20 protein-coding genes and 1 riboswitch are annotated in these 25,771 nt (G+C 40.6%); of the genes, 16 read left to right on the top strand and 4 right to left on the bottom strand.

Annotation, left to right across the window (positions count from 1 at the left end):
• Positions 1-67 precede the first annotated feature (67 nt).
• The 5 genes from DP117_RS23970 (at position 68) to DP117_RS23950 (ending at position 5,692) form a co-directional block, all read left to right on the top strand.
• Positions 68-844 (top strand): SDR family oxidoreductase, encoded by a 777-nt coding sequence (locus DP117_RS23970; RefSeq protein ID WP_169220745.1) that lies wholly within the window; start codon positions 68-70, stop codon positions 842-844.
• 661 nt (positions 845-1,505) lie between these two features.
• Entirely contained in the window at positions 1,506-2,924 is a 1,419-nt protein-coding gene (locus DP117_RS23965; RefSeq protein WP_169220748.1) for an HlyD family efflux transporter periplasmic adaptor subunit, read from the top strand.
• A 48-nt stretch (positions 2,925-2,972) separates the two neighbouring features.
• A complete protein-coding gene (gene devC, locus DP117_RS23960) occupies positions 2,973-4,127 on the top strand; it encodes an ABC transporter permease DevC (protein ID WP_211176306.1) in 1,155 nt (384 codons plus the stop codon).
• A gap of 36 nt (positions 4,128-4,163) precedes the next feature.
• Positions 4,164-4,871, top strand: a complete 708-nt coding sequence (locus DP117_RS23955) for a DevA family ABC transporter ATP-binding protein (RefSeq protein ID WP_169220746.1) — start codon at positions 4,164-4,166, stop codon at positions 4,869-4,871.
• Between the two features lie 41 nt (positions 4,872-4,912).
• On the top strand, positions 4,913-5,692 hold the full coding sequence (locus DP117_RS23950; protein ID WP_169220744.1) for an HAD family hydrolase: 780 nt from the start codon (positions 4,913-4,915) through the stop codon (positions 5,690-5,692).
• Between the two features lie 491 nt (positions 5,693-6,183).
• Here DP117_RS23950 and DP117_RS23945 read toward each other — a convergent pair whose 3' ends face one another.
• The 3 genes from DP117_RS23945 to DP117_RS23935 form a co-directional block, all read right to left on the bottom strand.
• Complete coding sequence (locus tag DP117_RS23945; protein WP_169220743.1) at positions 6,184-6,573, bottom strand: GNAT family N-acetyltransferase; 390 nt, start codon at positions 6,571-6,573, stop codon at positions 6,184-6,186.
• A 158-nt stretch (positions 6,574-6,731) separates the two neighbouring features.
• Positions 6,732-7,463, bottom strand: coding sequence for a DUF1995 family protein (locus tag DP117_RS23940; protein WP_169220742.1), 732 nt, complete (start codon positions 7,461-7,463; stop codon positions 6,732-6,734).
• A 29-nt stretch (positions 7,464-7,492) separates the two neighbouring features.
• A complete protein-coding gene (locus tag DP117_RS23935; RefSeq protein WP_169220741.1) occupies positions 7,493-8,659 on the bottom strand; it encodes a cysteine desulfurase family protein in 1,167 nt (388 codons plus the stop codon).
• A 582-nt stretch (positions 8,660-9,241) separates the two neighbouring features.
• On the opposite strand from DP117_RS23935, the gene DP117_RS23930 reads away from it, so the two are divergent.
• The 9 genes from DP117_RS23930 to DP117_RS23890 all read left to right on the top strand — a co-directional run bounded on the left by DP117_RS23930 (position 9,242) and on the right by DP117_RS23890 (position 19,329).
• On the top strand, positions 9,242-10,618 hold the full coding sequence (locus DP117_RS23930) for a phospholipase D-like domain-containing protein (RefSeq protein WP_169220740.1): 1,377 nt from the start codon (positions 9,242-9,244) through the stop codon (positions 10,616-10,618).
• Between the two features lie 139 nt (positions 10,619-10,757).
• Positions 10,758-12,215 (top strand): Rieske 2Fe-2S domain-containing protein, encoded by a 1,458-nt coding sequence (locus DP117_RS23925; RefSeq protein WP_169220739.1) that lies wholly within the window; start codon positions 10,758-10,760, stop codon positions 12,213-12,215.
• Positions 12,216-12,590: 375 nt separating this feature from the next.
• The gene (locus tag DP117_RS23920) at positions 12,591-13,571 is read left to right on the top strand and encodes an SDR family NAD(P)-dependent oxidoreductase (protein ID WP_169220738.1); all 981 of its coding nucleotides are present in this window, start codon (positions 12,591-12,593) and stop codon (positions 13,569-13,571) included.
• Between the two features lie 721 nt (positions 13,572-14,292).
• Positions 14,293-14,439 carry a hypothetical protein gene (locus tag DP117_RS35545; RefSeq protein ID WP_211176305.1) on the top strand — a complete coding sequence of 49 codons (147 nt, stop codon included), beginning with the start codon at positions 14,293-14,295 and terminating at the stop codon, positions 14,437-14,439.
• A 236-nt stretch (positions 14,440-14,675) separates the two neighbouring features.
• Positions 14,676-15,623 carry a hypothetical protein gene (locus tag DP117_RS23910; protein WP_169220737.1) on the top strand — a complete coding sequence of 316 codons (948 nt, stop codon included), beginning with the start codon at positions 14,676-14,678 and terminating at the stop codon, positions 15,621-15,623.
• 472 nt (positions 15,624-16,095) lie between these two features.
• Positions 16,096-16,371 carry a ChaB family protein gene (locus DP117_RS36465; protein ID WP_339381396.1) on the top strand — a complete coding sequence of 92 codons (276 nt, stop codon included), beginning with the start codon at positions 16,096-16,098 and terminating at the stop codon, positions 16,369-16,371.
• Between the two features lie 106 nt (positions 16,372-16,477).
• A complete protein-coding gene (locus DP117_RS23900; RefSeq protein ID WP_169220735.1) occupies positions 16,478-17,050 on the top strand; it encodes a GNAT family N-acetyltransferase in 573 nt (190 codons plus the stop codon).
• A gap of 39 nt (positions 17,051-17,089) precedes the next feature.
• The gene (locus DP117_RS23895) at positions 17,090-18,283 is read left to right on the top strand and encodes an NAD(P)/FAD-dependent oxidoreductase (RefSeq protein WP_169220734.1); all 1,194 of its coding nucleotides are present in this window, start codon (positions 17,090-17,092) and stop codon (positions 18,281-18,283) included.
• Positions 18,284-18,636: 353 nt separating this feature from the next.
• Positions 18,637-19,329 carry an HAD family hydrolase gene (locus tag DP117_RS23890; RefSeq protein ID WP_169220733.1) on the top strand — a complete coding sequence of 231 codons (693 nt, stop codon included), beginning with the start codon at positions 18,637-18,639 and terminating at the stop codon, positions 19,327-19,329.
• 36 nt (positions 19,330-19,365) lie between these two features.
• Here DP117_RS23890 and DP117_RS23885 read toward each other — a convergent pair whose 3' ends face one another.
• Positions 19,366-19,779: a DUF4278 domain-containing protein gene (locus DP117_RS23885; protein WP_169220732.1), complete on the bottom strand. Its 414-nt coding sequence runs from the start codon at positions 19,777-19,779 to the stop codon at positions 19,366-19,368.
• 52 nt (positions 19,780-19,831) lie between these two features.
• Positions 19,832-19,923, bottom strand: a riboswitch (Glutamine riboswitch).
• A gap of 639 nt (positions 19,924-20,562) precedes the next feature.
• On the opposite strand from DP117_RS23885, the gene DP117_RS23880 reads away from it, so the two are divergent.
• Entirely contained in the window at positions 20,563-23,568 is a 3,006-nt protein-coding gene (locus tag DP117_RS23880) for a peptidase domain-containing ABC transporter (RefSeq protein ID WP_169220731.1), read from the top strand.
• Between the two features lie 89 nt (positions 23,569-23,657).
• Positions 23,658-25,256 carry an HlyD family efflux transporter periplasmic adaptor subunit gene (locus DP117_RS23875; protein ID WP_169220730.1) on the top strand — a complete coding sequence of 533 codons (1,599 nt, stop codon included), beginning with the start codon at positions 23,658-23,660 and terminating at the stop codon, positions 25,254-25,256.
• The last annotated feature ends 515 nt before the right edge of the window (positions 25,257-25,771 follow it).

The raw sequence follows: 25,771 nt of genomic DNA, 5'->3' as shown, positions 1-25,771 counted from the left end.
TGTTGTGGAACAACCTTTTTGAATCCCCTTCGTTTCAACAAGGGGGGTATGTCAAGGTTTGGTAAAAATGGTAGATTATGGTTTGTCGGGTAAGGTTGCCTTGGTTACTGGAGTCAGCCGACACATTGGAATTGGTGCAGCCATTGCTCATTCACTTGCTGCATCTGGTGCAAATGTCTTCATTACTTACTATCGACCATACGACAAGCTCATGCCTTGGGGTAGTAAACTCACTGAAGCGGAAGAAATAATTCAATCACTGAAATTGCAGGGGGTAAAAGCGGCGGGGCTTGAGGCTAATCTCTCTGAACCTTTGGTACCCAAAAACCTGTTTGATTTTGTTGAGGAAACTCTTGGTCCAGTAGATATTTTGGTCAATAACGCTGCTCATGATCAACAAGCAGATATCTACTGTTTGACAGATGAATTGCTTGATGTCCATTACGCTGTCAACGTGCGCGGTACTACACTATTGTGTGCCGAATTTGCCAAACGCCATGATGGAAGACCAGGAGGACGAATTATTAATCTGACTTCTGGTCAAAGTCTAGCACCAATGCCTGAAAACCTACCATATGCTATTACCAAAGGAGCAGTAGAGGCACTAACATTGAGTTTAAGTGCTAGCTTGGCAAGCAAAGGCATTACTGTTAATGCTGTAGATCCAGGAGCAACAGATACAGGCTGGATGAGCAACGAAATTCGTTCAATGCTTGAGAGCAAGGCACCTTTTGGTCGCGTTGGTACACCAGAAGATGCAGCACGTATAGTGTTATTTCTTGCCTCATTACAAGGGCAATGGATAACAGGGCAGATTATTCGTTCCAGAGGTGGACAAGTCTAATGATCATGAATGCTCATGATAGATAGTCTAGCCAGAGAAAATAACTTTTAAAAGTTATGACTATAATCAACAGAGTTTAATCTCAAAGGTTCAACTGTAGATTCTGCTACGTTTTCAAGCAACTTACAAATGTAGAATTCATTTAACTCAAGCAAAATCGAGTCACACAATCATTCAATGTAAACTTCATTTCCAAAGAGCTTCTCTATGATGTTCTGGGTTAAGTTGGAATTGGCTGACATTAACTCAAAGCCAATCAACTTACCTTGTTGTCATAGTTTTTTTTCTCAAAGACAATGCAGTTATTTTCTAGTTTTGTTTACTGTCTCTTTAGATAGACAAACCAAACGATTTTAACGATGTTTCAAAAATCTTTAGGGAGTTGCTTATAAAGTGTAACTCAGCTTTCAACCACTGTCATTTTTCCGAATATAGTCTTGTATTTCATTTGCATGAGGGTAGGTTAAGTACTTGGTTATTTACAGTACAAGGCTTGTATGCTGTAATGCATTATTTTTCATCTGGATACTCGGCAAAATAATTTTTTGAATAGAGAAAAACAGATAACGGTTTTTGAAAAGCCTTTTTAACTGAATCCAATTACGCCTAACTCGCTTTTTTACTTTGTATATGCAAACAATTTCAACTCATGAGCAATACCATGTCAAGAGTGAGTGATCAATCAAGCGTAAAAGAGCAGTTTCTTGAAAATGATAAACCACAAATTTGGTGGTTAATTGCTGTAACTTTGCCAGTCATAGTTGCTACTGGAGTCTTAAGCATAGCTAAAATGGAGCAATTGAAAAAGTTTGATATGCCTGTATCCAGTGCGCCGATTACAAGTATCAATGCTGTAGGACGTTTGGAACCTCAAGGTGAAGTTTTTAAACTGTCTGCTCCAGCAGGAGTACAAGGAACTTCGCGAGTAGAACAAGTTTTTGTAACAGAAGGAGAGCAAGTCAAAAAAAATCAAATCATTGCTGTTTTGGATAACTTTCCCAGCAGCCAAGCCGCAATGGACGAGGCTAAAGCAAAACTGCAAGAAGCTCGCGCTAATTTAGAAAATGTTAAAGCAGGTTCACCAAGAGACATTCAGGCTCAAAAAGCCGTCATTGCTCGCTTGGAAGCACAATTACGTGGGGAACTAGATGCTCAACAAGCGGCGATCGCTCGTTTGCAAGCAGAATTAGGAGGAGAAAAAACTGCTCTACAAGCTACAATTAATCGCATCCAAGCCGAACTCGAAGGGCAAAGGGAAGCCTTCAGAGCAACAGTTTCTCGTATCCGCGCTGAACAACGTAATGCTGAAGTCGATGCTCAACGTTATGAGATGTTATACACTGAAGGCGCTATTTCCCAGCAGGAACGCAATCGAAGACAATTAACTGCTCAAACTTCAACTCAACAACTTGCTGAAGCTCAAGCAAACCAAAAGCAAACGCTTGCAACTTTACGACAGCAACTTGCTGAAGCTAGAGCTAACCAAGTCAAAACAATCGCAACTTTGCAACAGCAACTGGTTGAAGCTAGGGTAAACCGGAATAAAATTCTCGCGACTTTGCAAAGACAAATTGAAGAAGAAAAAGCCAAATTTAACAGACTAAAAGAAGTTCGTCCGATTGATTTACTAGTTGCACAAGCACAAGTTAGCAATGCAGTTGCGGCGATGAGAAAAGCACAAGCTCAATTGAATTTGAGCTATATCAAAGCACCAATCTCTGGTGAGATTATTAAGATTCATACTAAAGCCGGAGAAAGCATAAGTTCAAATGGTATTGCTGAAATTGGACGAACTGAGCAGATGATTATTATCGCTGAAGTTCCTGAAGATGGTATTAGTAAAGTGCGCCTTGGTCAACGAGCTGTCATAACCAGTGATAATGGAGCTTTTAGCGGAGAATTACAAGGAATTGTTGCTGAAATTGGTAGAAAAATTGGCAAAAAAGATGTGTTGAATACAGACCCAGCAGCAGATGTCGATGCTAGAGTTGTGGAAGTGAAAATTACCCTGACTCCACAAGATAGTAAAAAAGTGGCAGGTTTGACTTACGCTAAAGTCATTGTTGACATTAATCTTTAAAACATCAATTGTTGATGAGCACATGACTCATAACTGAGGATAATCATCATGAAAAAGATTCCTCTAGCTTGGTTACAACTGAAACGAGAAAAAACTCGTTTAGCTGTGGCTCTGGCAGGGATTGCCTTTGCTGATATTTTAATGTTTATGCAGCTTGGTTTTCGGGATTCTCTGTATTATAGTAACGTTCGATTTCATACCAGTTTACAAGGTGACATTGTTTTAATCAACAATCAATCTAATGCTTTGCTTTCGATGAAAACTTTTTCTCAAAGGCGTTTGTACAAAGCTTTAGATGTAGACACAGTGCAAAGTGTGCATCCAATTTATCTAGACTACACTGCCTGGAAAAATCCTTTCACGGGTCGTTCTCGTAATCTCTTAGTAATTGGTATTAACCCAGCAGTTAACATCTTAGATTTACCTGGAGTTCAGGAAAATTTAGATAAAACTAAACTGCCAGATGTTGTTTTATATGACCGTTCTTCTAGACAAGAATATGGACCGATTGCTGCTGAGTTTGAACAAGGAAAAACTGTAGCAGCAGAAGTCAATAATCGAAAAATGAAAGTGGGGGGACTATTTACTCTAGGTGCCTCATTTGGAGCGGATGGAAATTTAGTGACAAGTGATGTCAATTTTTTGCGAATATTCCAAAATCGTCATCACCTAGGATTAATTCATATCGGTTTGATAAGATTAAAACCAGGAGCAGACGCAAAAACTGTTGCTCAAGTTTTGACAAACTATTTACCTAAAGATATTAGAGTTTTTACTAAGCAAGAGTTTATTGATTATGAAAGATACTACTGGGAAAGTGGTACAGCAATTGGTTTTATTTTTACTTTAGGTACAATCATGGGTTTTATTGTAGGAACTGTGATTGTCTATCAAATACTTTACACTGAAGTGGCAGACCATTTAGCTGAGTATGCAACCCTCAAGGCAATAGGCTATACACAAAACTATTTGTTGATGGTTATTTTACAAGAAGCTATTATTTTAGCAATTTTAGGATATATTCCAGGATTTGCGATAACTATGTTTTTATATAATAGAGCCAGAGATGCAACACTCTTACCAGTTTTTATGAGCTTGGGACGAGGCGTAATGGTATTCATTTTGACTATTGTTATGTGCTTTATCTCTGGTACTATTGCTATGAGAAAATTGCGTTCTGCCGATCCAGCAGATATTTTCTAAAAAAGATTGCCAATCCTAAGCTTAATTCTAAAAATGCTGAAGAAAGAGCCTGTTATTTCCATCAAACACCTGAATCATTATTATGGTAAAGGTACACTAAAAAGACAAATTCTATTTGATATTAATTTAGAGATTTATCCTGGTGAAATAATCATTATGACTGGTCCTTCTGGTTCAGGAAAGACAACATTACTGAGCTTGATTGGTGGTTTGCGGTCTGTGCAAGAAGGAAGCTTACAATTTTTAGGTATAGAGTTATATAGAGCGAGTCAGAATAAATTAGTTAATATTCGACGAAAGATTGGTTACATTTTCCAGGCTCATAACTTGTTAGAGTTTTTAACTGCTAGGCAAAATGTGCAGATGGCGGTAGAACTGAATAAATATATTTCTCAACAACAAGCGATTGCGAAATCAGAAGCAATATTGAAGGCAGTGGGTTTAGAAAAACGAATTGATTATTATCCAGAAAATCTTTCTGGAGGACAAAAACAAAGGATTGCGATCGCCCGCGCTTTAGTCAATAGTCCACCATTAGTACTAGCAGATGAACCGACAGCGGCTTTAGACAAACAATCAGGGCGCGATGTTGTGGAATTGATGCAGCACCTAGCCAAAGAACAAGGAACATCTATATTACTAGTCACTCACGACAACCGGATTTTGGATATAGCTGATCGCATTGTGGAGATGGAAGATGGTATCCTAGCTCGTGATTCACAACTTGACACTCTTAGACCTTAAAGATGTAAAGTTTAGGCAAGCTAAGAAACCGAAATCCTGATATGTACAAACTCTTGCCTTTGTCCGAGGTTTCATCGACTCAATGTTTGAGTCATGTTCGTCTGATTGCTACAGATATGGATGGTACCCTGACTAGGAAGGGAAAATTTACCAGTACACTGTTACAAAGTTTGCAAGATTTAGCAACTGCTGGTATTAAAGTCGTGATTATTACCGGACGAAGTGCTGGTTGGGTGAGTGGTTTAGCATATTATCTACCCATTGTTGGTGCTGTGGCTGAAAACGGTGGCTTATTTTTTTCTGGTGGAAGCGAGAAACCAGTTGCTTTAACACCTATTCCTGACTTGATAGCACATCGTCAAAACTTGGCATCAGCTTTTCAACAATTACAAACTGAATTTCCGCACATCCAAGAATCTGCAGATAATCGTTTTCGCGTGACTGATTGGACATTTGACGTCCAATCTTTAAGCACAGATAACCTTAAAATCCTAAATCATCTCTGTCAGCAAATGGGTTGGGGTTTCACCTACAGCAACGTGCAGTGTCACATCAAACCTCTGGAACAAGACAAAGCAAATGGGTTATCACAGGTGTTGCGAGAATATTTCCCTCAATACACTCCACAACAGGTTATCACTGTTGGCGATAGTCCCAACGATGAAAGTTTATTTGATGAGCGTTATTTTCCAATCTCTGTCGGTGTCGCAAATGTACTGGAGTATGCAAATCAACTTCAGCATCAGCCTGTGTATATCACTTCTGCTGCTGAAGGTGAGGGTTTTTGTGAATTGGCGCGAATGATTCTAAGTTCAACGTAACAGAAGAAATCAAAAAGTACTCATAATTGCGTAACAATTCAGGAGCCAGAATCCAGAAATCAGAATAGTAAAAGAATCAGGACAACATTTGATGAAATGAATAGACCTCTTGCAAAAGTCCAAAAGTTGGGGATGTCATTCTGAACGAAACGTAGTGCAGTGTTAGCGAAGCGTGTCCGTTAGCGCAGCGTGCCCGCAGGGCATAGGACATAGAATCTCGCGAGATGTTTCGCTCCGCTCAACATGACATTTTAAGTATTTATGCAAGAGGTCTAATATAGCAATCATAAGAAATTCCTTATAAATTATGACCTCTGATTCAAGAAGTGCAGCAATTCTTACATAATTGCTTATACCAACTCTGGAGTAAATATGCACTTAATAAATTACTCCTTTAGCGCCACCAGACTTCCATTTTCTTCCTTTGTGTCCTTTGCGTTCTTTGCGGTTCGTTTAATAAATATTAAGTGCATCTTCATTGAGAATTAGTATTATAACTTCTTGTAATAAGGACGATACGGGTAACATGCAAAGCCAGCACGATTGTAAAAAGTAGAGAGCCAGGGCTTTTCGTCAGAAACATCACCACTTAGAGTTTTTGCTCCAAAACTTATGGCTTTCTGCGCTAAAAGCTCTAAAACCGATGTTCCCCAGCCCTTACCACGTTTTTCAGGCATAATGTAGATTTCATCAATCGTTGCTTGAACACCACCAAACTCGAAACTAAAAGTAAAAGTTAAAACTGCATAGCCAACAATATATGAATTGGCGACGATTAACCAAATTTTTACGAGTTGAGGAGAAGAAAATGCAGCGCTTATTCTCTCTCTGTAAGCTTCTCGATTAAAATCAATGCTCTCTTCTTGATTGAAACCAGCCATGAACTCAAGTAGCAGTGAGGTATCCTGGCTTGAAGCTTCTCTAAGTTTTAGATCGTTGTGCTGAGGCAAAAATTCATCCTTTGTTGATTAATTTCTGATTGTTGACAATAGGTGAACTTTTAGTGAGGGAGTTATACCCGCACTAAAAGTTAAACAGGCTAATTCCTCAACGCCCGCAAGAAACGTTGTAAACCCTTAAACAAATTCGGCTTCACAGGTGAAACACCTTGTGCGCCTGACGTCAGCTGTGCTTTAGCTAAGATTAAATCCAACTCGTCACCAGATGGCTTTTGTGGGAATTCAGCAATCTTTTGATACTCGTCCTCTTTTTCTAGCCAAACTTCCCACAGTTTAGGATAACAGCGAAATACGGCGGTTTCATTATCTATGGGGCGCAGGTAGTAGCAACGTTCAATTGTATTGACGAAACGCTCACGTAATTGACGCGCTGCATAACCAATACCCACTGCTCCTAAATCTTCCAAACGAGGGTTTAAGATGACGAGTGGGCGATCGCCTACTAATTGAGCTATCTTTTCTACTTCTATGACTTCCACGACTGTGGGAGCAATCAGAAAGAAAATTTCATCTTCTGGTTCTATCTTCTGCTCCAAAGATAATTTCCCCGTGCCAATATCAAGAATCTTAAATGGTACATCTGCCCAGTCACGCACAGCAAGTGCAGCACCACCCGCATCTGGAAAGAAAACCTTCAGGCGAGAACCGTATTCTTCAAAAACTGGCAGAAATTGCTCTGCTATAAGTATAGGTTTGAGTTCTGGAATGAGGATTTCAATTTGTAAGCGCTTATAACCTTCTGCAAGTGCTGCTTTGGTTGCTTCACCAGCTTGAGCAATTGCATCTTCTAGAGTCTTTGGAAATTCAGTCATTTTAAAAACTTTTAGAATTTGGATTTCAATTAATGACTAACAACCAATTCTACAGGTGAGAGTCGCTGCAAAACCTGCCTGAATACCATCGCCACCCAATCCACATCAGCTTCTGTTGTTTCACGCCCTAATGTCATACGGATAGCTCCCAAAGCTGCGTTTTCTGGATAGCCCATTGCTAATAGTATGGGACTAGGGCTGAGTTTACCACTATGACAAGCCGCACCAGCACTGATACCAATTCCTGCTAGATTCATTTGTCGCACGAGAGTTTTACCGCTGAGTTTTTCTCCATCAGCGTATTCTAAGCAAAAACTGACATGATGCGGTAGGCGGTGCGAGTCACCTGTGGGGAGCAAACCAGGAATGTCATTTAATTGGGAAAATAGGCGATCGCGTAACTTTATCAATCGAGGTGTTTCTGTTGGCATTTCTTGAACTGCCAATTCTGCTGCTATCCCAAATCCTGCAATCATAGGTACTGCTTGTGTTCCAGAACGCAGTCGCTTTTCTTGCCCTCCACCACTCAGTAAAGGAATCAACTCTACGCCAGGACGTACATACAATGCCCCAGCACCTTGGGGACCATAAATTTTGTGACTTGAAATGCTCAGTAAATCTACTGATAAATTTTTCACATATATGGGCAAGCGTCCTGCCACTTGTACAGCATCCGTATGGAACAAAACACCTGCGCTACGGGTAATCTTTCCGAGTTCTTCAATCGGTTGTAATGTTCCAACTTCACTTTGACCGTAAATAATCGATACCAACACGGTATCATCTTGTAACGCTGCTTTTAAATCGTGAGGGTTTACTCTTCCTTTTGCATCCACCCGCAAGCGAGTCACTTGCCAACCCCATGACTCTAATAACCTTACTGGTTCAGCAACAGCGGAATGCTCAACATTAGAAATAATCATGTGTTGAGGTTTAGTATACAAATGGGCAACTCCCATAATCGCCAGATTGTCTGCTTCAGTGCCACCAGAAGTAAAGATAATAGATTCAGGATCAGCTGCGTTGATTAAACTTGCTACTTGCATTCTTGCTTGTTCCACAACTGTTGCTGCCCGTTGTCCCCATTCATGTAAGCTAGAGGGGTTACCCCAATATTGGTTGAAGACTGCTTGCATAGCAGCTATTGCTTCTGGGCGAGTGGGAGTCGTTGCGCTGTAATCTAAATAAATTTGCATAACCAAATTCGCATAACCTGTGAGATGAGAATACGCTGGGCAATGGGTTATTTTTATCAGGACTTACGCAAAATAATGAAAAAATAAACCGCATTAACGTTTGCGCAGCGCCCCCTTAGGGGCTAGCGTGTCCGTTAGCGCAGCGTGCCCGCAGGGCATAGGACATAGGACGCATTAGCGTAGCGTGCCCGCAGGGCATAGAGCACGAAGTTAAGAGAGTTTAAAAGGGTTTTTGCGTAAGTCCTATTTATTTTCAGACTATATAGTTAATCTGCTAAAGACTTACAACTTTTTAGATACTTATCTATACATATGTAGGTGGATATTTTGCACTGCTTGTAAAGCTATTTTTCTACTTCAACCAGGACACCAAAAGGACAAATTCTATATGCTGTTATTAAGCAGCTAATTGAAAGCAAAGACTTGCCTTTCGTGCAATTACTGAAAGAAATTGTGCTTAAAACAATTAACTTCCGTAATCCCCGTATTGTTGTGACATTTTTTTAAAAGAATACTGATAAAAGAGATAACTTCAGTTTTTTAGCTGGGTCAAATTTACGCGCCACACTTCCTTATTGTTTCATGAAAACCTTACTATATGTTATCACTTCTGAAAAACGAAATCTTAAACTTTTTAGAAGAGCAATCTTTCTATTATTACTCTTAATCGGCGGGATTGTTTTAGTTAACATCTTCAAACCTGCATCAAATACAAAACTTCTCCAAGCTTTACCTCAAGACCCTGCTGTTAAAGTCTATTTTAATCACAATCCAGTGTCTTCCTACGAAGACCCATACCGCCACTTTACTCGAAAGGGAGACAACTTAGAGCAACAAATTATGGATGGGATTAACCAAGCAAACTCAACTGTGGATTTAGCAGTCATGGAGTTTCGGCTTCCCAAAGTTGCTGAAGCACTCACTCTTGCTCACAAGCGGGGAGTTAAAGTTAGATTACTTATAGATAACAAGTACAACAAAACTTTAGATAAATACACACAAGAAGAAATTGCACGGATGAATCGGCATGATAAGCACGCGTATGAAGAATTAAAACGATATCCTGCTGATGCTTTAGCGATGTTGCGTTCACATGGAATTGAGATCAAAGACGACACATCTAACGGTGCAACCCAAGGTAGTGGACTTATGCATCATAAATTTGTCGTCATAGATGGAAAGACAACGATTATATCTAGTGGTAACTTAACGACATCAGATCTGCACGGAGATTTTGGAAATTTTGAAAGTCGTGGTAATCCCAACAATATGGTTGTTGTCCCTGATAATCCTCAAGTTGCCAAGATTTTTACTCATGAATTTAACTATATGTGGCAGGGATTATTTAAATCCCATAAGCCAAAAAGATATCCTGTCACAATTCCAGTTGGCTTAGGAACTATCACCGTCAATTTTTCGCCAGCGAGCAAAAAAGATGATATTGCAACAACCAGTAATGGAATCATTGCCTCTTATTTACAGCAAACCAAAAAGAGTGTACATATAGCGGTATTTGTTTATTCAGACCAAAAGATTAGCGACACTCTTGGTAGTGTACATGACCAAGGTGTTAAAGATATAAAAGTTCTCATAGATCCGGATTTCTTTAGACAAGCTTACTCAAAAGCATACGATGCAATGGGTGTTTGCCCTCGTCCAGGTAAAAAACGTAGCTTAATCAAAGTCAAACCTTGGAAGAATCCAATCACCAGTGTTGGTTTTCCTACAGGCTTCATGGGCGATCGCGGTGTTCATAGTAAAATGGCAATCTTGGATGAAGTGTTAGTCATCACTGGTAGTCATAACTGGTCTAATTCAGGAAATTATTCAAATGATGAAACCTTGATGTTTATCCAGAACCCTACCGTCGCCGCACATTATGAGCGAGAATTTAGTCGGCTTTATCAAACAGCACAATTGGGGTTGAAAACTCTCTCATCAGCCCAAAAGTGCAAATGAACAAAGCTTACGGGTGTAGGAGTGTAGGAGTGTGAGGGGAAAGAAAGACTGATTTGTGAACTCTTGTCCACCAGAATCGTTAAAAAATTGTTACATTTTTTGTGGATAGAAGATTAAATGATTATTTCTCGCTCCTACCATGTCCAACAGCGTTTTACCTAAAGACGATTTAAACCAAGCAGTAACATCCCAAGGCAGAGTCGCACAAGACCTTCCTGCTGGTGGACTAGCTCCAGAGCGCTTTGATTGGCAAGAAGTTTGGTATCCTGTTTCTTACATTGAAGACTTAGATAAGTCTCAGCTAACTCGGTTCACCTTGCTAGAGCAAGATATTGTCTTGTGGTGGGACAAAAATGAACAGACGTGGCGAGCGTTTGTAGACAAATGCCCGCACCGTTTAGCACCACTATCAGAAGGTAGAATTAATGAGTCTGGACAACTCGAATGTCCTTATCATGGTTGGGCTTTTTTAGGAACAGGTGAGTGTTCGCGCATTCCCCAACAAGGAGAAGAAGGAAAAGCAGAAATTTCAGGGCGAGCATGTGCGACAATACTTGCAACCACAGTTCGTCAAGGACTATTGTTTGTTTATCCTGGTCAAGTAGAGAATGCCCCTCATACTAAAGTTCCCATCGTTGATCCTCTCGAAGAAGATCCAAATGGCTGGATTTGCCTCAACACCTTTCGAGACTTACCCTATGATGCTTTAACGTTGATGGAAAACGTCCTCGACGCCAGTCATATTCCTTACACACATCACCGTACTGTCGGCAATCGAGCGAACGTGGCACCTGTGGAATTAGAAGTTGTAGAATCAGGGAAGTGGGGATTTAAAGGAACTTGGGCAGAAGGTCCTCGTAAAGGAACTCTAGGACGACAGGATACAACTTTTATCGCTCCTGGATTAATGTGGCACGACCTAACCTCCAAACAGTATGGTCGGACACTCACAGTAGTCTACGCAACACCCATTCGTAAGGGAGAATGTCGGTTATTTGCCCGCTTTCCCTTCAAATTCTCTTCAAAATTACCAGGGTTGTTTATCAAATTGACTCCGCGTTGGTACTCACACCTTGGTCAAAATAGCGTCCTCGAAGACGACCAGATTTTCTTACATTATCAAGAACGGTATCTCGAACAACTCGGTGGGAGTGCCAACTTTACCAAAGCGTTTTACTTGCCAACTAAAGCCGACGTTTTCGTATTTCAGTTGCGTTTCTGGGTGAACCAATATAGTGCTGATCCATTTGAGGGAAAGACTTTGCCACCTGCATTACCCAAGGAAGTTCTACTAGACAGGTATCATTCTCACACGAAAAAATGCGCCAGTTGTCGCACTGCCTTAACTAATCTGCAACGATTGAGGATGGGAGTAGCTGTGGTATCAGCGCTGGTTTGGGGACTGCTTCCCTTATTGGTATTAATTCAGAATCAGACATCTCTCATCACTGTAACCATTTCAACCTTAGCTGCTTTAACTGGTGCTTTGATTTGGTTCGGTTTGGGCAACTTGGAGAGACAATTTTACCAAGGACGAGAAGTCCCACCCAGAAATTTGCCTGAGAAAAACCAGAAAAATTTTCGTCAAAATCAGTGAAGAAGGCAGGGAATTTCAGTCTTTGTAGCAATAACTAACATCTATGTCAGACTTAACTCACAAGCAGCATAAGTTGAGGAAAAACTATGAGCAATCATTATCAGATCATGTCATTTGCAACGACTGTGCTTTCCATGTCAAGAAAGAGAAAGTCATAGAGTGCATTCATCCTGATAGATATGAGGTAAATTGTGCTAGTGTAATTTTTTGCAATTCATTCCAATCAGCAGAAGAAATTGACAGTCCTTGTGTGTCCTTTGGTAAGGATGAGAAATAGCAACTGTCCTTGCAAGAAACACTCGCCATTTTAATGTTAAGTTTTTAATGTTAAGTTGAAAAATATAGTCCTGATGACAGAACAATAATTACAAACAAATGAAAAACCTTGAGGGTAAAGTAACATTAGTCACAGGAGCTACACGAGGTCTTGGTAAGGGAATTGCGATCGGACTAGGTGAAGCAGGTGCAACTGTGTATATCACAGGACGCAGCCTCAACAAATCTAATACCAGTGACGAGATCTCAGGTAGTCTGAATGATACCCAATCAGCCATTGAGGAAGTTGGTGGTGTATGCATTCCTGTTCAGGTAGATCACAGCGACTCAGAACAAGTGCGTTTGCTATTTGAGCGCATCCAAGACGAGCAAAATGGACGGCTTGACTTACTCGTAAATAATGCTTTCTCAGGAGTCCAGGCTTTAAGAGACGCTTATGGGAAACCTTTTTGGGATTCTGAACCGAGTCTTTGGGATGCTAACAACAATGTTGGTCTCCGTAGTCACTATGTTGCAAGTATTTTTGCTGCTCGGATGATGACAAAGCGTAACTCTGGACTCATTTGTACTATTTCCTCATGGGGTGGTATGTCCTATATCTTCAATACAGCATACGGTGCGGGCAAAGCAGCTTGTGATAGATTAGCAGCTGATATGGCGGTTGAGCTCAAGCCCCATAACGTCGCTTCTATTTCAATTTGGCCAGGTATTGTTGGTACTGAACACATAGAGCGTATAGCTTCTGAAATGGATGAAAAAGATACAACGCAAAAGAATTTTTCATTTTTTACTGAGCGCTACAACTGGGAAACTCCCCTATTAACAGGACGGGTTATTGCTCAACTTGCTGGCGATGCAAATGTGATGCATCATACAGGACGTGTGCAGATTGTTGCGGAACTAGCTCAGAAATATGGGCTTGTAGATAGGAATGGAGAACGTCCTGTATCACTACGTTCTCTGCGCTTTCTGCTACCGTTTGCATTACCTGTATTGAGAAAGTACTCGTGGTTAATACCCGATATTAAAGTGCCGTGGTCACTTCTACTATTGAGCGCCCTCAGTTCGCCAAAAATTTAGTCAGTCTGAGGGTATCAGTCAACACTACCTTAGGCAGAATCTTGCCTAAGCTTGGGGCGATAAGCAAAGCCTGCTTCCAAAGGCAGATCGCACTGAGGGGTGAGCCCCCCTGGTACAAATTATTTATTTGATATATAAAAGCATACATCAGGGTGCATGAATCCAATTCTTGAGTGAGTTTCACTCTTCGTTTTGGTTTTTCGGTTTTTAAATATCACTCTTCTTATATGAAGAGCCATTAATTTATCTCGAATCGCGTCTGGCTAAGGCGTGAATGCTTTCTGTTAGCGCAGCGGCGCGTTAGCGCGGGATAGCCGCTTCCATGCCCCCGTTGAAGAAAGAAGTAAAGTCTAGGTTTGTCTAGGTTTTATGTAGCAGAACTAAACTCATTGAGTAATGACTTAAAAAAGTGTTTGCTCATTTTTTCCAGCCGGGTACCTAGACATGCTTTTTAGTACTTTGGCGACAATGTAAATTGCCAACATTGCCTGTGTAATGTTGGCAATTGTTTGTTTTTGGGTACCCAAGTATCCCCAATTTCAAGCAATCTAAGAGTGAGCAGGTTTAGTGAAGCTTTGGGGCAACAAAAGAAAGTCATCAGAAAATTGGGTACCAGATGGATAAACCAGTCGCACACTCGTCATTTGGACTCCTGGGGATTGATACTGACTCATCCCTATTCAAAACAAAACAAAGTAGTTAAAGTGCTAAGTTTTCATAGATGAAAGCGACCCCACCTGTGGAAAAATTTTACTTATGGTCGTCGAATCTGTTCAATCATCGTCATCATCGTCATCGTCATCATCGTCATCATCGTCATCATCGTCATCATCGTCATGCCTATCAAATGACGACGATGGTGGCGTAGACAATGTAGTTGGTTGTATTGTTGGTGAAAGTGAAGGTATAAGAGAAGTCTTGCGCAACACTAATGCCATTACAGTAAAAACTATGCTAAAAGCTGCTGCCGCAGCTAAAACTGTGGCTTTAATTTTTTTGTGCCCGTTTCTATCTTGAGGTTTCATGCTATAGCGGCAAACGCCTTGTTTAGCGCGATTTTTGTGATTTTGGGTAACCTTATTTTATATTCACAATAGGTGTCATATGCCAAAAAGCAAGCTTGCGCAAAATCTCAACAAAACTGATGCGACGCCGACTCCTCAACCACAACCTGAAACGGATGTACTAGCAACGCAGATAGCCGATGTGGAATCAAAAATTATTAACCTAAAATCCGAAATCAACCATCTCGAACAACAACTTGAGGAAAGTTCTGAGGCTCTAATTCTCCTCAAAGACTCACCAAAGTGGGATGTGCCATCGGGTCAGTTTGACTTGTTCGACCAAATACAACAGACTCTTGCTCAGTCTCAGAGTGAAGAACAGCGAATTGAAAAGCTTCAAGCTATGAAGACAGCAGTGGAGCTAAATTCGCTAATTTTAACACAAAAGCGTCAGCAACTGACCTCTGCAGAACAGCAATTATTGGAGCTAGAAGAAGAACAGGATTGGCAGATGAACTATGAGCCTTTTGTCCCACTCTACAGTGATTCGTACCAATTTCCACCTCATCAGCAATCAAAAATTAACCAACTAGAGGCGTATCTGCGAGACGACTATAGCAAATTTCACGACCTCAAAGAAGTATCCACATGGGAGCCTCAGAAGATAAAACGCTGGGAAGATTATAAACCTGAGTACACTCCGGTGAGGGATGTGCTCGTGAATTATCGAGATAATATCATTCCCAAACGAGAACGAGAATTAACGGATGCACGACGCGTTGATCAAGCAGATTTTCGCAAATTCATTAAAGCACGTACTAATATCGAAAAACCGTTGCAAGATCTCTTGGAAGCGCAGCGGCAGTATTTTGAGGTGATGCAGAAATTTCTTGAACAAGCACAAAAGTACGGTGATGTGCTGGGGCTGAATCTGCAACGGCTCAAAGAGCATCAACTGCCAGTTGTTCAAGTTAAAGCTGCGCGGGCAGAGATTGCGTACACTCCAGTGAGCAATCTCCCTTTCGGATATGATATCATGTCCGGCTAATTACTTACGATATGTCCGCAGCGAGTGGAACGAAGTGAAACGTAGACCCCGGAGGGGGCTTCCCGCAGGGTAGCAATCTCAAGCACTTGCGATTGCTTCACTACGCTGGCGCTTCGTATGTCCTATGCCTGCGGCACGCTAAGAGCGAACGGACACGCTACGCTAACGCTGCGGACAACTATTCAATCGGACATGATATGAGTAGATTTGATGAGCAAACTGTCGGATCGATCCGACAGTTATCAAGCCTATGCCAAAAGTATGGGATCAAAATCATATAAATTTTGTATCTCTACTCGTGGAAAGAGGAAAATCTTATCTTGAAATTCTTAGGATGAACACAACATAAGTCATCGAAAGCAAGCGGAGTGGAGCTATGCCTGTTAACAATGCAGACAATCAATCACCTCAAGAACAAAAAAACCAGTTACAAGATCCAGCAAGCAATACAGACAATCAATCACCTCAAGAAATAAAAAACCAACAGCGAGACCCTGCTAGCAACGTAGACGACAAATTACCTCAAGAATTAAAAGACCAATTGCAAGAACTTCCTCAAGAAGGAAAGCAGATTTTTCTTGCAGCATTTAATGCAGCTAAAAGCGATGGTATTAGTGAACAAGGTGCCCGTCAAGTTGCTTGGAATAGTGTTAAGAACCAGTACGAACAAGGTTCTGATGATAAATGGTATGCTAGGGGCGAAGTAACTGCTCAACACAACAAAGCTATCACTTCTGGCGGTAACTAAGTTCTTTCTTTCTAGATTTGATATTCAGGCGGTTTGTGTTAAAGACAAACCGTCTTTTGTGTTTTTACAAATCAAAAATACAAAAAGATGTTTAATAATCCTGAGTATGCAAGTAAAAAAAGACGAAATTTCTATTCGTCAGATGCGAGACGATATACAAGATTATGAATTAATGGCAAAATGGCTCACTGATGAAAAAGTCTTGAAATATTACGAAGGGAGAGATAATCCTTTTCCTTTAGACAGAATTATCGAATTTTATCAGCCTATGGTCAGGGGAGATGATTCGGTTGTTTCCTGCTTGTTTTACTATCAAAATACTCCCATCGGTTATTTGCAGTATTACGCCCTTAACGACTTACCTAAGACAGACAGGCAAATGTATTGTCTGGAAGAAACTGACAATGTTTATGGAATGGATTTATTTATAGGAGAAACTCAATATTGCAACCAGGGAATTGGTACAAAAGTGGTTTCCTTGGCTGTAGAGTATATTTTTGAACAACTGCAAGCTGCTAAAGTTGTCATCGATCCACAGGTGTGGAACACTCGTGCGATCCGCTGCTACGAAAAATGTGGTTTCGTCAAGGTAAAAATATTGCCCGAACACGAACTACAAGAAGGAAAATACTGGGATTGCTGGTTGATGGCAACAGACCACAAGAAATCAGTACACTGAAAGAAATTACCCCGCTGGGATTGACCTTCCCATAGACCGATGACTCAACAACCTGCTAGAATCTGTATCCTTGGTGGAGGCTTTGGTGGTCTTCACACTGCTCTACGCTTGAGCCAGCTTCCTTGGGAACCTTCGCAAAAACCCGAAATTGTTCTGGTGGATTACAGCGATCGCTTTGTTTTCTCCCCCCTTCTGTACGAACTCCTCACTGGGGAATTGCAAACCTGGGAAATTGCCCCACCTTATCAAGAACTTTTAAGCAACACAGGTATACGTTTTTGTCAAGGTTTTGTATCGGGAATTGACATAGACGAGCGGAAGGTTCATTTACAGGATGGACCAGAAATTTCCTATGATCAACTGGTATTAGCGCTAGGTGGTGAAACACCTTTGGATATTGTCCCTGGAGCAACATCTTACGCTTATCCGTTTCGGACTGTTGCAGATGCATATCGTTTGGAAGAACGCCTGCGAGTGTTAGAAGAATCGGATGCAGATAAAATCAGGGTAGCTATTGTTGGTGGGGGTTACAGTGGTGTAGAGTTAGCTTGCAAACTAGCAGACAGACTTGGGCAAAGAGGAAGATTTCGGGTGATTGAAATCTCTGACCAAATTTTGCGAACTTCCCCAGACTTCAACAGAGAAGCAGCCAGCAAAGCAATAGATGCACGAGGTATCTTTCTGGATTTAGAAACGAAGGTAGAGTCAATCGCTCAAGACAGCATTTCATTAGAATATAAAAATCAAATAGACACGATTCCTGTGGATTTGGTCATTTGGACAGTAGGAACGCGGGTATCGCCTGTCGTACGAAACCTTCCTGTTAAACAAAACCAACGTGGTCAAATTAGCACCAAATCAACTCTCCAAGTCCATGAACATCCTGAAATTTTTGCCTTGGGAGACTTAGCAGATTGTCTTGATGCTGAAGGTAAACAAGTTCCTGCAACAGCACAGGCTGCTTTCCAACAAGCAGATTATGCAGCTTGGAACATTTGGGCAAGTTTGACAAATCGTCCTTTGCTTCCCTTCCGCTATCAGTTCTTAGGTGAGATGATGGCATTGGGGATAGACAGTGCTACCCTCACTGGTTTAGGCTTCAAACTAGAAGGCTCGTTAGCATATGTAGCGCGTCGTCTTGCCTATCTTTATCGACTGCCAACCTTAGAACACAAACTCAAAGTTGGTTTTAACTGGCTTGCTCGTCCTCTTATAGAGACACTTTACAAATAAAATTCAGCACTCATGAGTGCTGCATCCTGAGTGATACCAATTCTGTATAAAGATGCGCCCAAATACTATGAGGAACAAACCACAAAGGACGCAAAGGACACAAAGAAAGAAAGAAGAAGTCAAGAAAATTTGGCGCAGCCTCACAAAGAAATGGTATGAGGAGTCAATCCTTCATGGATAAATCCTGGAGATTGAACGAGAAAAAAGCTTTTTTCTTGTTTAGATCTCTTTTGTGAGTGCTAAATACTGCGCAGAATTGAAAATAAAAAATTACATCATCAACAGACACGACTGTTTTAGTTAGTGCTGACAAATTAACAGCTAATAGCTAGTAACTGAATAATATATGAACTATGAACGAAAAACCGCAAGTTATTTTTTTAGATGCTGTTGGCACACTTTTTGGGGTGAAAGGCAGTGTGGGAGAAATCTACAGTCAGATAGCGCAGGAGTTTGGAGTCGAAGTTTCATCGAAAATTTTAAACGAAACATTCATACAGAGTTTTAAAGCTGCGCCATCACCTGTATTTCCAGATGCTGAGGAACAAGACATTCCCCAGCGTGAGTTTGATTGGTGGCTTGGCATTGCTCAAAACACTTTTAAACAAGCAGGCGTTATCGATAAATTTTCTGATTTTTCGACTTTTTTTAGTGAACTCTACATTCACTTTGGTACTGCTAATCCGTGGTTTATCTATCCCGATGTTCTGCCAGCTTTAGTCAACTGGCGGCGGATGGGAATTGAACTGGGAATACTGTCGAATTTTGATTCTCGTATTTACTCAGTCTTACAAAGCTTGGAACTCAGAGAGTTTTTTAAGTCTATCACTATTTGCACTCAAGCTGGTGCTGCTAAACCCGATAGCAAAATCTTTGCGATCGCTTTGGAAAAACATAACTGTTCACCAGAGGCAGCATGGCACATTGGTGATAGTGTGACAGAAGATTATCACGGAGCTAAAGCAGCCGGACTCAGAGGCATTTGGATCAATCGTCAGAATGAGTTAAATCAGTATACAGTACGCAGTGAACAGTTATCAAAATAAACAGCTTTGTTTATCTGATAACTGAGATATATTGCTTTATGCAATTTGCCTTGCTTCATCTTCTAGTAGACGAATGAGGTTTTCATCCCTTTTTTCTGTGGCTACTAGCAGGCGATGTTCTAAATTACGACGGATATTGGTGAGATGAGTTTTGGCTAACTCTCCACCTTTTTTTTCAGGCTGTCCAACTTCTGGTTGCCTAACTTGTGCAGCTTTGACTGTATCGCTGTGTTGCTTGGAGCGAATCATAAACTCCACCTGTAGTGGATCGCCTACATAATAAGATACACCACGATATTTCAACTCAGCAGTTGGTTGAGTTTGAGGAATATGTCTGGGATAGCTGTGTTTCCATGTTCCGCCCCTATACTTTCCGCTTATTTCATCAGCAGTTGGTTCAAGAGTCAGGGGATTGTGTTCATAACTGACACCCCGATATGTGAGTTTCATTTGCTTCGCCTCTTTGGAGAAATTGATTGTGTGAAGTTTTGAGTCATAATGAGGCGCGTTCCTTGGGGATATCTCCCTACTTCCGTCTTTACAAAGCGTCTCAACTGAAAAATCATTTTTCAGCGCTCAATAAAGATGAACGTTTTTATTGTCTGTATCTATTGTAACTTTTTTCGAGAAAATGAGTGGTTTGCAATAAAAATTAATATAAAGAGTGTGAGTTTGGCTTTCATCACAAAATTCAATATCAAGAAAATGTAAATACAACAAATAAAAAAAATATAAATAAAACTAAAAAAGCATCATTTTGATAAGTTGAACTTATCTATAAAATAAGGAGCATCCCAATGCATGCAAATTATTAAAAATCTGAGTTGGCAGTTAGAAGTAGCGCCCTTGTGGTTTCACTGTGGGCGTAGCCGATTATTTATTTTAAAAAGGATTGAAGATTTATTTACGCGCTAAGTGCCTGTAGCGACTGCCCTATGCAAAGCAAATTTTGCTGAATTGCTGTAAGAGTGAGTCATTGTGTAGATTTGGCAAACATAACAGTCTGAAATTGCGTCGATGATAGATGTTATCGTGGAATTTAACATTTATTAAGTATCTTAACTTACTTTGTTCTAATATAATTGATGGGAAGGTGCCCTCTGGGCATATATGATAAGCAGCTATTCTTCAACGAGATAAGCATTTTTTAGAAGCAGTTTTTTGGGTGTACATACTTGTAAATTTTAGCTTTATTATTTACTGTGAATTCTTAAGCTTTAAGCTTTGTGTGATATGACCTCTATAAAGAGCTCTGCTTTCCAAGAATTTCTCTCTACCCTAAAGGGCTTTGACCAATTACCACCTGAAGTCATCGCCTCTTTAGCAGAACAACTCCAACCTTTACGCTACCGTATCGGTCAAAAGATTATCGGTAAAGAACGAGTCCCTGAAAAAGTCGCAATTATTTATGAAGGAAAAGCCCGTCTGTTAGCATATGACTTACGGACAAAAATGCCAACGACGTTGAATTTGCTGGAACCAGGCGCAGTTTTGGGCGAAATTAGTCTATTACGGCAAGTTGCTTGCGAGATCACAATTGCTTCCAACGAAGTTATCTGTATAACATTTAGTGCTGCAGAGTATTTACGCTTACTCACCATGTATCCAGATTTTGCAGAGGCTCGTAGAAACCGCTGTCATTTGATAGAAGTTTTTGATATCCTCAGTATGCAAAAGGAAGTGGAAGCTTTAGGTAGTAACAACCTCAAAGAACTGACTCAACACACTTGGAACCGGGCTATGATAGATCATATCCCACCGGGAAAAACCTTTTATAAGCAATTAGATAGTGATTATATTTGGTTTGTCAGTGGTGGTGGAACCGTCAAGGACTTCTCTGTTGGTTCTCGGTTACAATTAAGTGATTATGACACTGTTGAGGTACACGGGGACAGTCCGGCGCGGTTGTTGGGAATGCTAGCGTCTGACATGTTGCTGCTAGATCATACACACAGACAACAGTATCAAGTAGACGAGAGTAACCAACAGACAACAGAGTTAGAGATTCCATACGCACCAGACGAAGAAATACCACCACAACTTCCCTCGAAGGCGCAAGGAAGACAAAAAACTCGAAAATATCCCTTTTTTGGTGGTAAGGGACAACTGAATTCGGCTCAAGCATGTTTCCAAATGTTAGCAAAACACTTGGAAATGCCCTTTCGTAAGGAAGTCGTTCGCCGCATATTCAACGACCAAATGAAACGTAATGGTGTGATATCGTTTCATTTGTGTGCTTACCTAGCAGAGTTAACAGGATTAAAAGCACAGTTGGTAGATGTGCCCACTTCCGCTGTTACACGCATACCAACACCAGCCTTGATTCATTATGGTGATGGCTATGCTGTTGTTTATGAAGCAAGTGATCATAATATTGTTGTCGGTGTCCCATCGAAGGGAATTCTACGCTTCAAACCCGCTGAATTCATCACCCATTTGCAAGTAGAAGAAAGCAATTATCCGCCCCAATTCAGAGTCTTGCTTCTTGCTGCCACGCCAGCAACACCCCGCCAACGTTTTGGTGTACGGTGGTTTCTTCCTTATTTATCTCGTTATCGTCGAGTTCTTATAGAAGTCTTTGTCGCTTCATTTTTTGTACAATTGGCAGCACTGGCAAACCCGCTAGTCATTCAGATGATTATCGATAAAGTCATCACCCAAAATAGTATGAGTACTCTGCACGTTTTGGGTGTTTTGTTATTAGTCGTTGGTCTATTTGAAGCAGTGCTTAGTACTTTGCGGACTTACTTATTTGTGGATACCACAAACCGTATTGATATGGGTTTGGGTTCCGAAATTATCGACCATATGCTGCGTCTACCGCTACGTTATTTTGAACGCCGACCTGTAGGAGAACTTTCGACTCGCATCAACGAATTAGAGAACATTCGTCAGTTTCTCACCGGGACTGCTTTAACAGTAGGATTAGATGCACTTTTCTCGGTGGTTTATATCGTCGTCATGCTAATTTATAGTTGGCAATTAACCTTGGTTGGTTTGATCACAATTCCAGTGTTTGTTGTCATTACTATGATTGTATCTCCCACCGTCAGCAGACAACTACGAAGCAAAGCTGAACGCAACGCTGAAACTCAATCTTATTTGGTTGAGGTGATGTCAGGAATTCAAACAGTAAAAGCACAAAATATTGAGTTGCGAGCGCGATTTTCCTGGCAAGAGCGTTATGCTCGTTATGTAGGAGCTGGCTTTAAAACTGTAGTCACTTCTACCCTCGCTAATTCAACAAGTAATTTCCTCAACAAATTCAGCAGTTTACTTGTTTTATGGGTGGGTTCATATTTGGTACTTCAAGGAGAATTGACTTTAGGAGAATTAATCGCTTTTCGGATTATATCAGGTTACGTAACTAGTCCTATATTGCGATTAGCTCAACTCTGGCAAAGCTTTCAAGAAACAGCTTTATCTTTAGAGCGTTTAAGTGATATTGTCGATACACCACAAGAAGCGGAAAAAGACCGCGACAATATTACCTTACCTCCGATTGTGGGAGCAGTAAAATATGAAGATGTTTCCTTTCGGTTTACAAGCAACGGTCCACTCCAACTTTGCAATGTCAATATAGATTTTCCTGCTGGTCAATTTGTTGGAATCGTTGGGCAAAGCGGTTCTGGTAAAAGTACTATGATGAAATTGCTGCTGCGACTTTACGAACCAGAAGCTGGTAGAATTTTAATGGATGGTTACGATATCGCAAAAGTAGAACTTTATTCTCTCAGACGACAGGTTGGTGTTGTTCCTCAAGAGACATTGTTATTTGATGGAACAATTCAGGAAAATATTGCTCTGACAAATCCAGAAGCATCAACTGAGGACATTATTGAAGCTGCAAAAGTAGCAGTAGCACACGAATTTATTATGAGCTTGCCGAATGGTTACAATACCCGAGTCGGTGAAAAGGGTGCTGGACTTTCTGGTGGACAAAGACAAAGAATAGCTATTGCGCGTTCTGTCTTACAAAGACCAAAATTATTAGTTTTAGATGAAGCAACAAGCGCTTTAGATTACCCTACAGAACGGCAAGTTTGTCTAAATTTAGCACATGCCTTCAAGGGTAGTACAGTCTTTTTTATCACCCATCGTCTCAATACTATCAGAAATGCAGATATTATTGTAGTGATGGATACTGGTAAAGTGATCGAACAAGGAAATCACGATAATCTGATGGCGATGAGAGGTCACTATTTCTACCTCTATAATCAACAAGAAGTTAAGCTGTAAAAAAATCAGAAATTATGAAACTGGAAAATACATTTCATTCATAGTTTCTACATTATACCTCTATCCTTCCTTATATCCAAATTAATACCATGACTCAACTTAATGAAAACCATCTTAATGGTCATCACCGTAATGGAACCTCTCAAAATGGTAAAAAGCCTTCAGATTCAAAAACGCTGACTTCTGATTCTAAGCCTTCTAGAGCATCACAAACAGATTTTAAACAATATAATTTTGAACCGTTAGAACAATCTGTTGTCCTACGCCAATCTCCATTTTTGTCACGCACTATCATGGTGACATTGATGGTGTTAGCCTGTTTTGGAATTGGTTGGGCATATTTTGCCAAAATTGAGCAAGTTGTTCCTGCGACAGGTGGTCAATTGAAGCCTGAAGGAACAGTTAAAGAAGTTCAAGCACCAGTTAATGGAGTGGTGAAAATCGTTCATGTTAAAGATGGACAGAAAGTTAATCCTGGAGATGTACTGTTAGTTTTTGATTCTGTTACAACTAATGGTGAATTAAATTCTCTCAAAAAGATTCGTGCTTCATTAACACAAGAAAATCAGCTTTACCGTCGTTTGAGGGAAATTGGTTCTGGTACTGCGGCTGAAATTGAATTTTTACGAGGTAACTTGTCCAAAGACGCTGCTTTTTTATTAAAAAATCGAGCAGCACTCGTTGCAGAAAATGGATTGTTGCGTAAAGAATTGAAAAACGCTGGTGGCGTTGCAGGTTTGAATACTGAAGAACAAGAACGTCTAGAAACAGCTAAAAGGGAATTAGATTCTCGGTCTGCTGCGGCGCAATTGAAAGTCGAACAGAGCAAGCAGAAATTGGCTCAAAATGAAGTTCAACTGAACGATGCGAAAGCAAGTTTAGCAATTGAAGACCAGATTTTTAATAGAATGAAAATTTTGGTCGAAGAAGGGGCGATCGCGCAACTTCAATATCTTCAACAGAAAAAACAAGTTCAAAATCTTCAAGCACAAGTCGATCAATTTCTTAAAGAAGAGCAACGCTTGAAATATGAAATTGAACAAGGGCAACAAGAGACGAAAAATACAGTAGCGGCTTCTAGTAAAAATGTACAGGAAAAGATCGCTGATAACAGTAAGCGTATTGCTGAAATTGATAGTCAACTCTCTAGGATTCTACTGGATAATGAAAAACAAATCTCTGAACTGAATAGCAAAATCTTACAAGCAGAAACAAATAAAAAATACCAAGAAGTTCGTGCCCCTGTCTCTGGTGTGGTTTTTGATTTGCAAGCGAAAAATCCTGGCTTTGTGGCACAAAACAGCCAAAAACTCCTGACAATTGTGCCAAACGATAACTTTATTGCTGAAGCTTTTATCACGAATAAAGATATTGGTTTTGTCAAGGAAGGAATGAAAGTGGATGTTAGAGTTGAATCATTCCCTTACAGTGAATTTGGTGATATAAAAGGAGAAGTCGTTTCGGTTGGTTCAGATGCATTGCCACCCGACCAAACACACCAATATTATCGTTTTCCTGTAAAAATTCGTTTAGCACAACAATTTCTGAATGCTCAAGGTAGAAAATTGTCTTTGCAATCAGGTATGGGTATTACTGCCAATATCAAAGTACGCGAAGAACGGACGGTTCTGAGTTTATTTACTGAGTTGTTTACTAAGCAAGTTGAAAGTCTCGAACAAGTCCGTTAAGTTGTACGAAAAATGTTTAGATCTCAACATCTTGAACCTGATTCCGGATAAGAATCTGTGTGGGACTAAGCTTTAACAAGAAAGAACTCAGGAGTCAGGAGTCAGGAGTCGCCAGTGCGGTGGACGGTGAGACCAGTGCTGCGGGAGGGTTTCCCGACAACAGGCAACTGGCGAACCCGAAGGGGTCCCCCGGCATAAAGCACCTGGCGTTCAGAAGTCGGAAGTCGGAAGTCGGAAATCGAAAAACTCAATTCTTTATTTCTTTGTTGGTGAATACTGAATTCAAAATTGCTGAATTCTTCTTCAAACTGATAACTGATAACTGATAACTGATTCGGTCAAATCCTTTCCCAGCCTGAGGCTGACCAGGGCGTCCACTAGCCCCTTTTAGGGGCGCTGCGCAAACGTTAACGCGCTTGCTAACACTCAGGCACTCTCTTTGTATTTGTTCAGCAATATATACTAGGACTGGAAACGATTGAAGAAAATGTCAACACCCCTGCCTAAAGGCGAGG

It is taken from the genome of Brasilonema sp. UFV-L1 (assembly GCF_012912105.1).
Taxonomy (GTDB): Bacteria; Cyanobacteriota; Cyanobacteriia; order Cyanobacteriales; family Nostocaceae; genus Brasilonema.
This window is presented reverse-complemented; position numbering and strand designations above follow the sequence as displayed.

Excerpts from the sequence above, each read along its gene's own strand:
- DP117_RS23970 (WP_169220745.1), top strand. The coding sequence starts at position 68 with ATGGTAGATTATGGTTTGTCGGGTAAGGTTGCCTTGGTTACTGGAGTC.
- DP117_RS23965 (WP_169220748.1), top strand. The coding sequence starts at position 1,506 with ATGTCAAGAGTGAGTGATCAATCAAGCGTAAAAGAGCAGTTTCTTGAA.
- devC (WP_211176306.1), top strand. The coding sequence starts at position 2,973 with ATGAAAAAGATTCCTCTAGCTTGGTTACAACTGAAACGAGAAAAAACT.
- DP117_RS23950 (WP_169220744.1), top strand. The coding sequence starts at position 4,913 with ATGTACAAACTCTTGCCTTTGTCCGAGGTTTCATCGACTCAATGTTTG.
- DP117_RS23945 (WP_169220743.1), bottom strand. The coding sequence starts at position 6,573 with ATGGCTGGTTTCAATCAAGAAGAGAGCATTGATTTTAATCGAGAAGCT.
- DP117_RS23940 (WP_169220742.1), bottom strand. The coding sequence starts at position 7,463 with ATGACTGAATTTCCAAAGACTCTAGAAGATGCAATTGCTCAAGCTGGT.
- DP117_RS23935 (WP_169220741.1), bottom strand. The coding sequence starts at position 8,659 with ATGCAAATTTATTTAGATTACAGCGCAACGACTCCCACTCGCCCAGAA.
- DP117_RS23930 (WP_169220740.1), top strand. The coding sequence starts at position 9,242 with ATGAAAACCTTACTATATGTTATCACTTCTGAAAAACGAAATCTTAAA.
- DP117_RS23925 (WP_169220739.1), top strand. The coding sequence starts at position 10,758 with ATGTCCAACAGCGTTTTACCTAAAGACGATTTAAACCAAGCAGTAACA.
- DP117_RS23920 (WP_169220738.1), top strand. The coding sequence starts at position 12,591 with ATGAAAAACCTTGAGGGTAAAGTAACATTAGTCACAGGAGCTACACGA.
- DP117_RS35545 (WP_211176305.1), top strand. The coding sequence starts at position 14,293 with ATGAAAGCGACCCCACCTGTGGAAAAATTTTACTTATGGTCGTCGAAT.
- DP117_RS23910 (WP_169220737.1), top strand. The coding sequence starts at position 14,676 with ATGCCAAAAAGCAAGCTTGCGCAAAATCTCAACAAAACTGATGCGACG.
- DP117_RS23900 (WP_169220735.1), top strand. The coding sequence starts at position 16,478 with ATGCAAGTAAAAAAAGACGAAATTTCTATTCGTCAGATGCGAGACGAT.
- DP117_RS23895 (WP_169220734.1), top strand. The coding sequence starts at position 17,090 with ATGACTCAACAACCTGCTAGAATCTGTATCCTTGGTGGAGGCTTTGGT.
- DP117_RS23890 (WP_169220733.1), top strand. The coding sequence starts at position 18,637 with ATGAACGAAAAACCGCAAGTTATTTTTTTAGATGCTGTTGGCACACTT.
- DP117_RS23885 (WP_169220732.1), bottom strand. The coding sequence starts at position 19,779 with ATGAAACTCACATATCGGGGTGTCAGTTATGAACACAATCCCCTGACT.
- DP117_RS23880 (WP_169220731.1), top strand. The coding sequence starts at position 20,563 with ATGACCTCTATAAAGAGCTCTGCTTTCCAAGAATTTCTCTCTACCCTA.
- DP117_RS23875 (WP_169220730.1), top strand. The coding sequence starts at position 23,658 with ATGACTCAACTTAATGAAAACCATCTTAATGGTCATCACCGTAATGGA.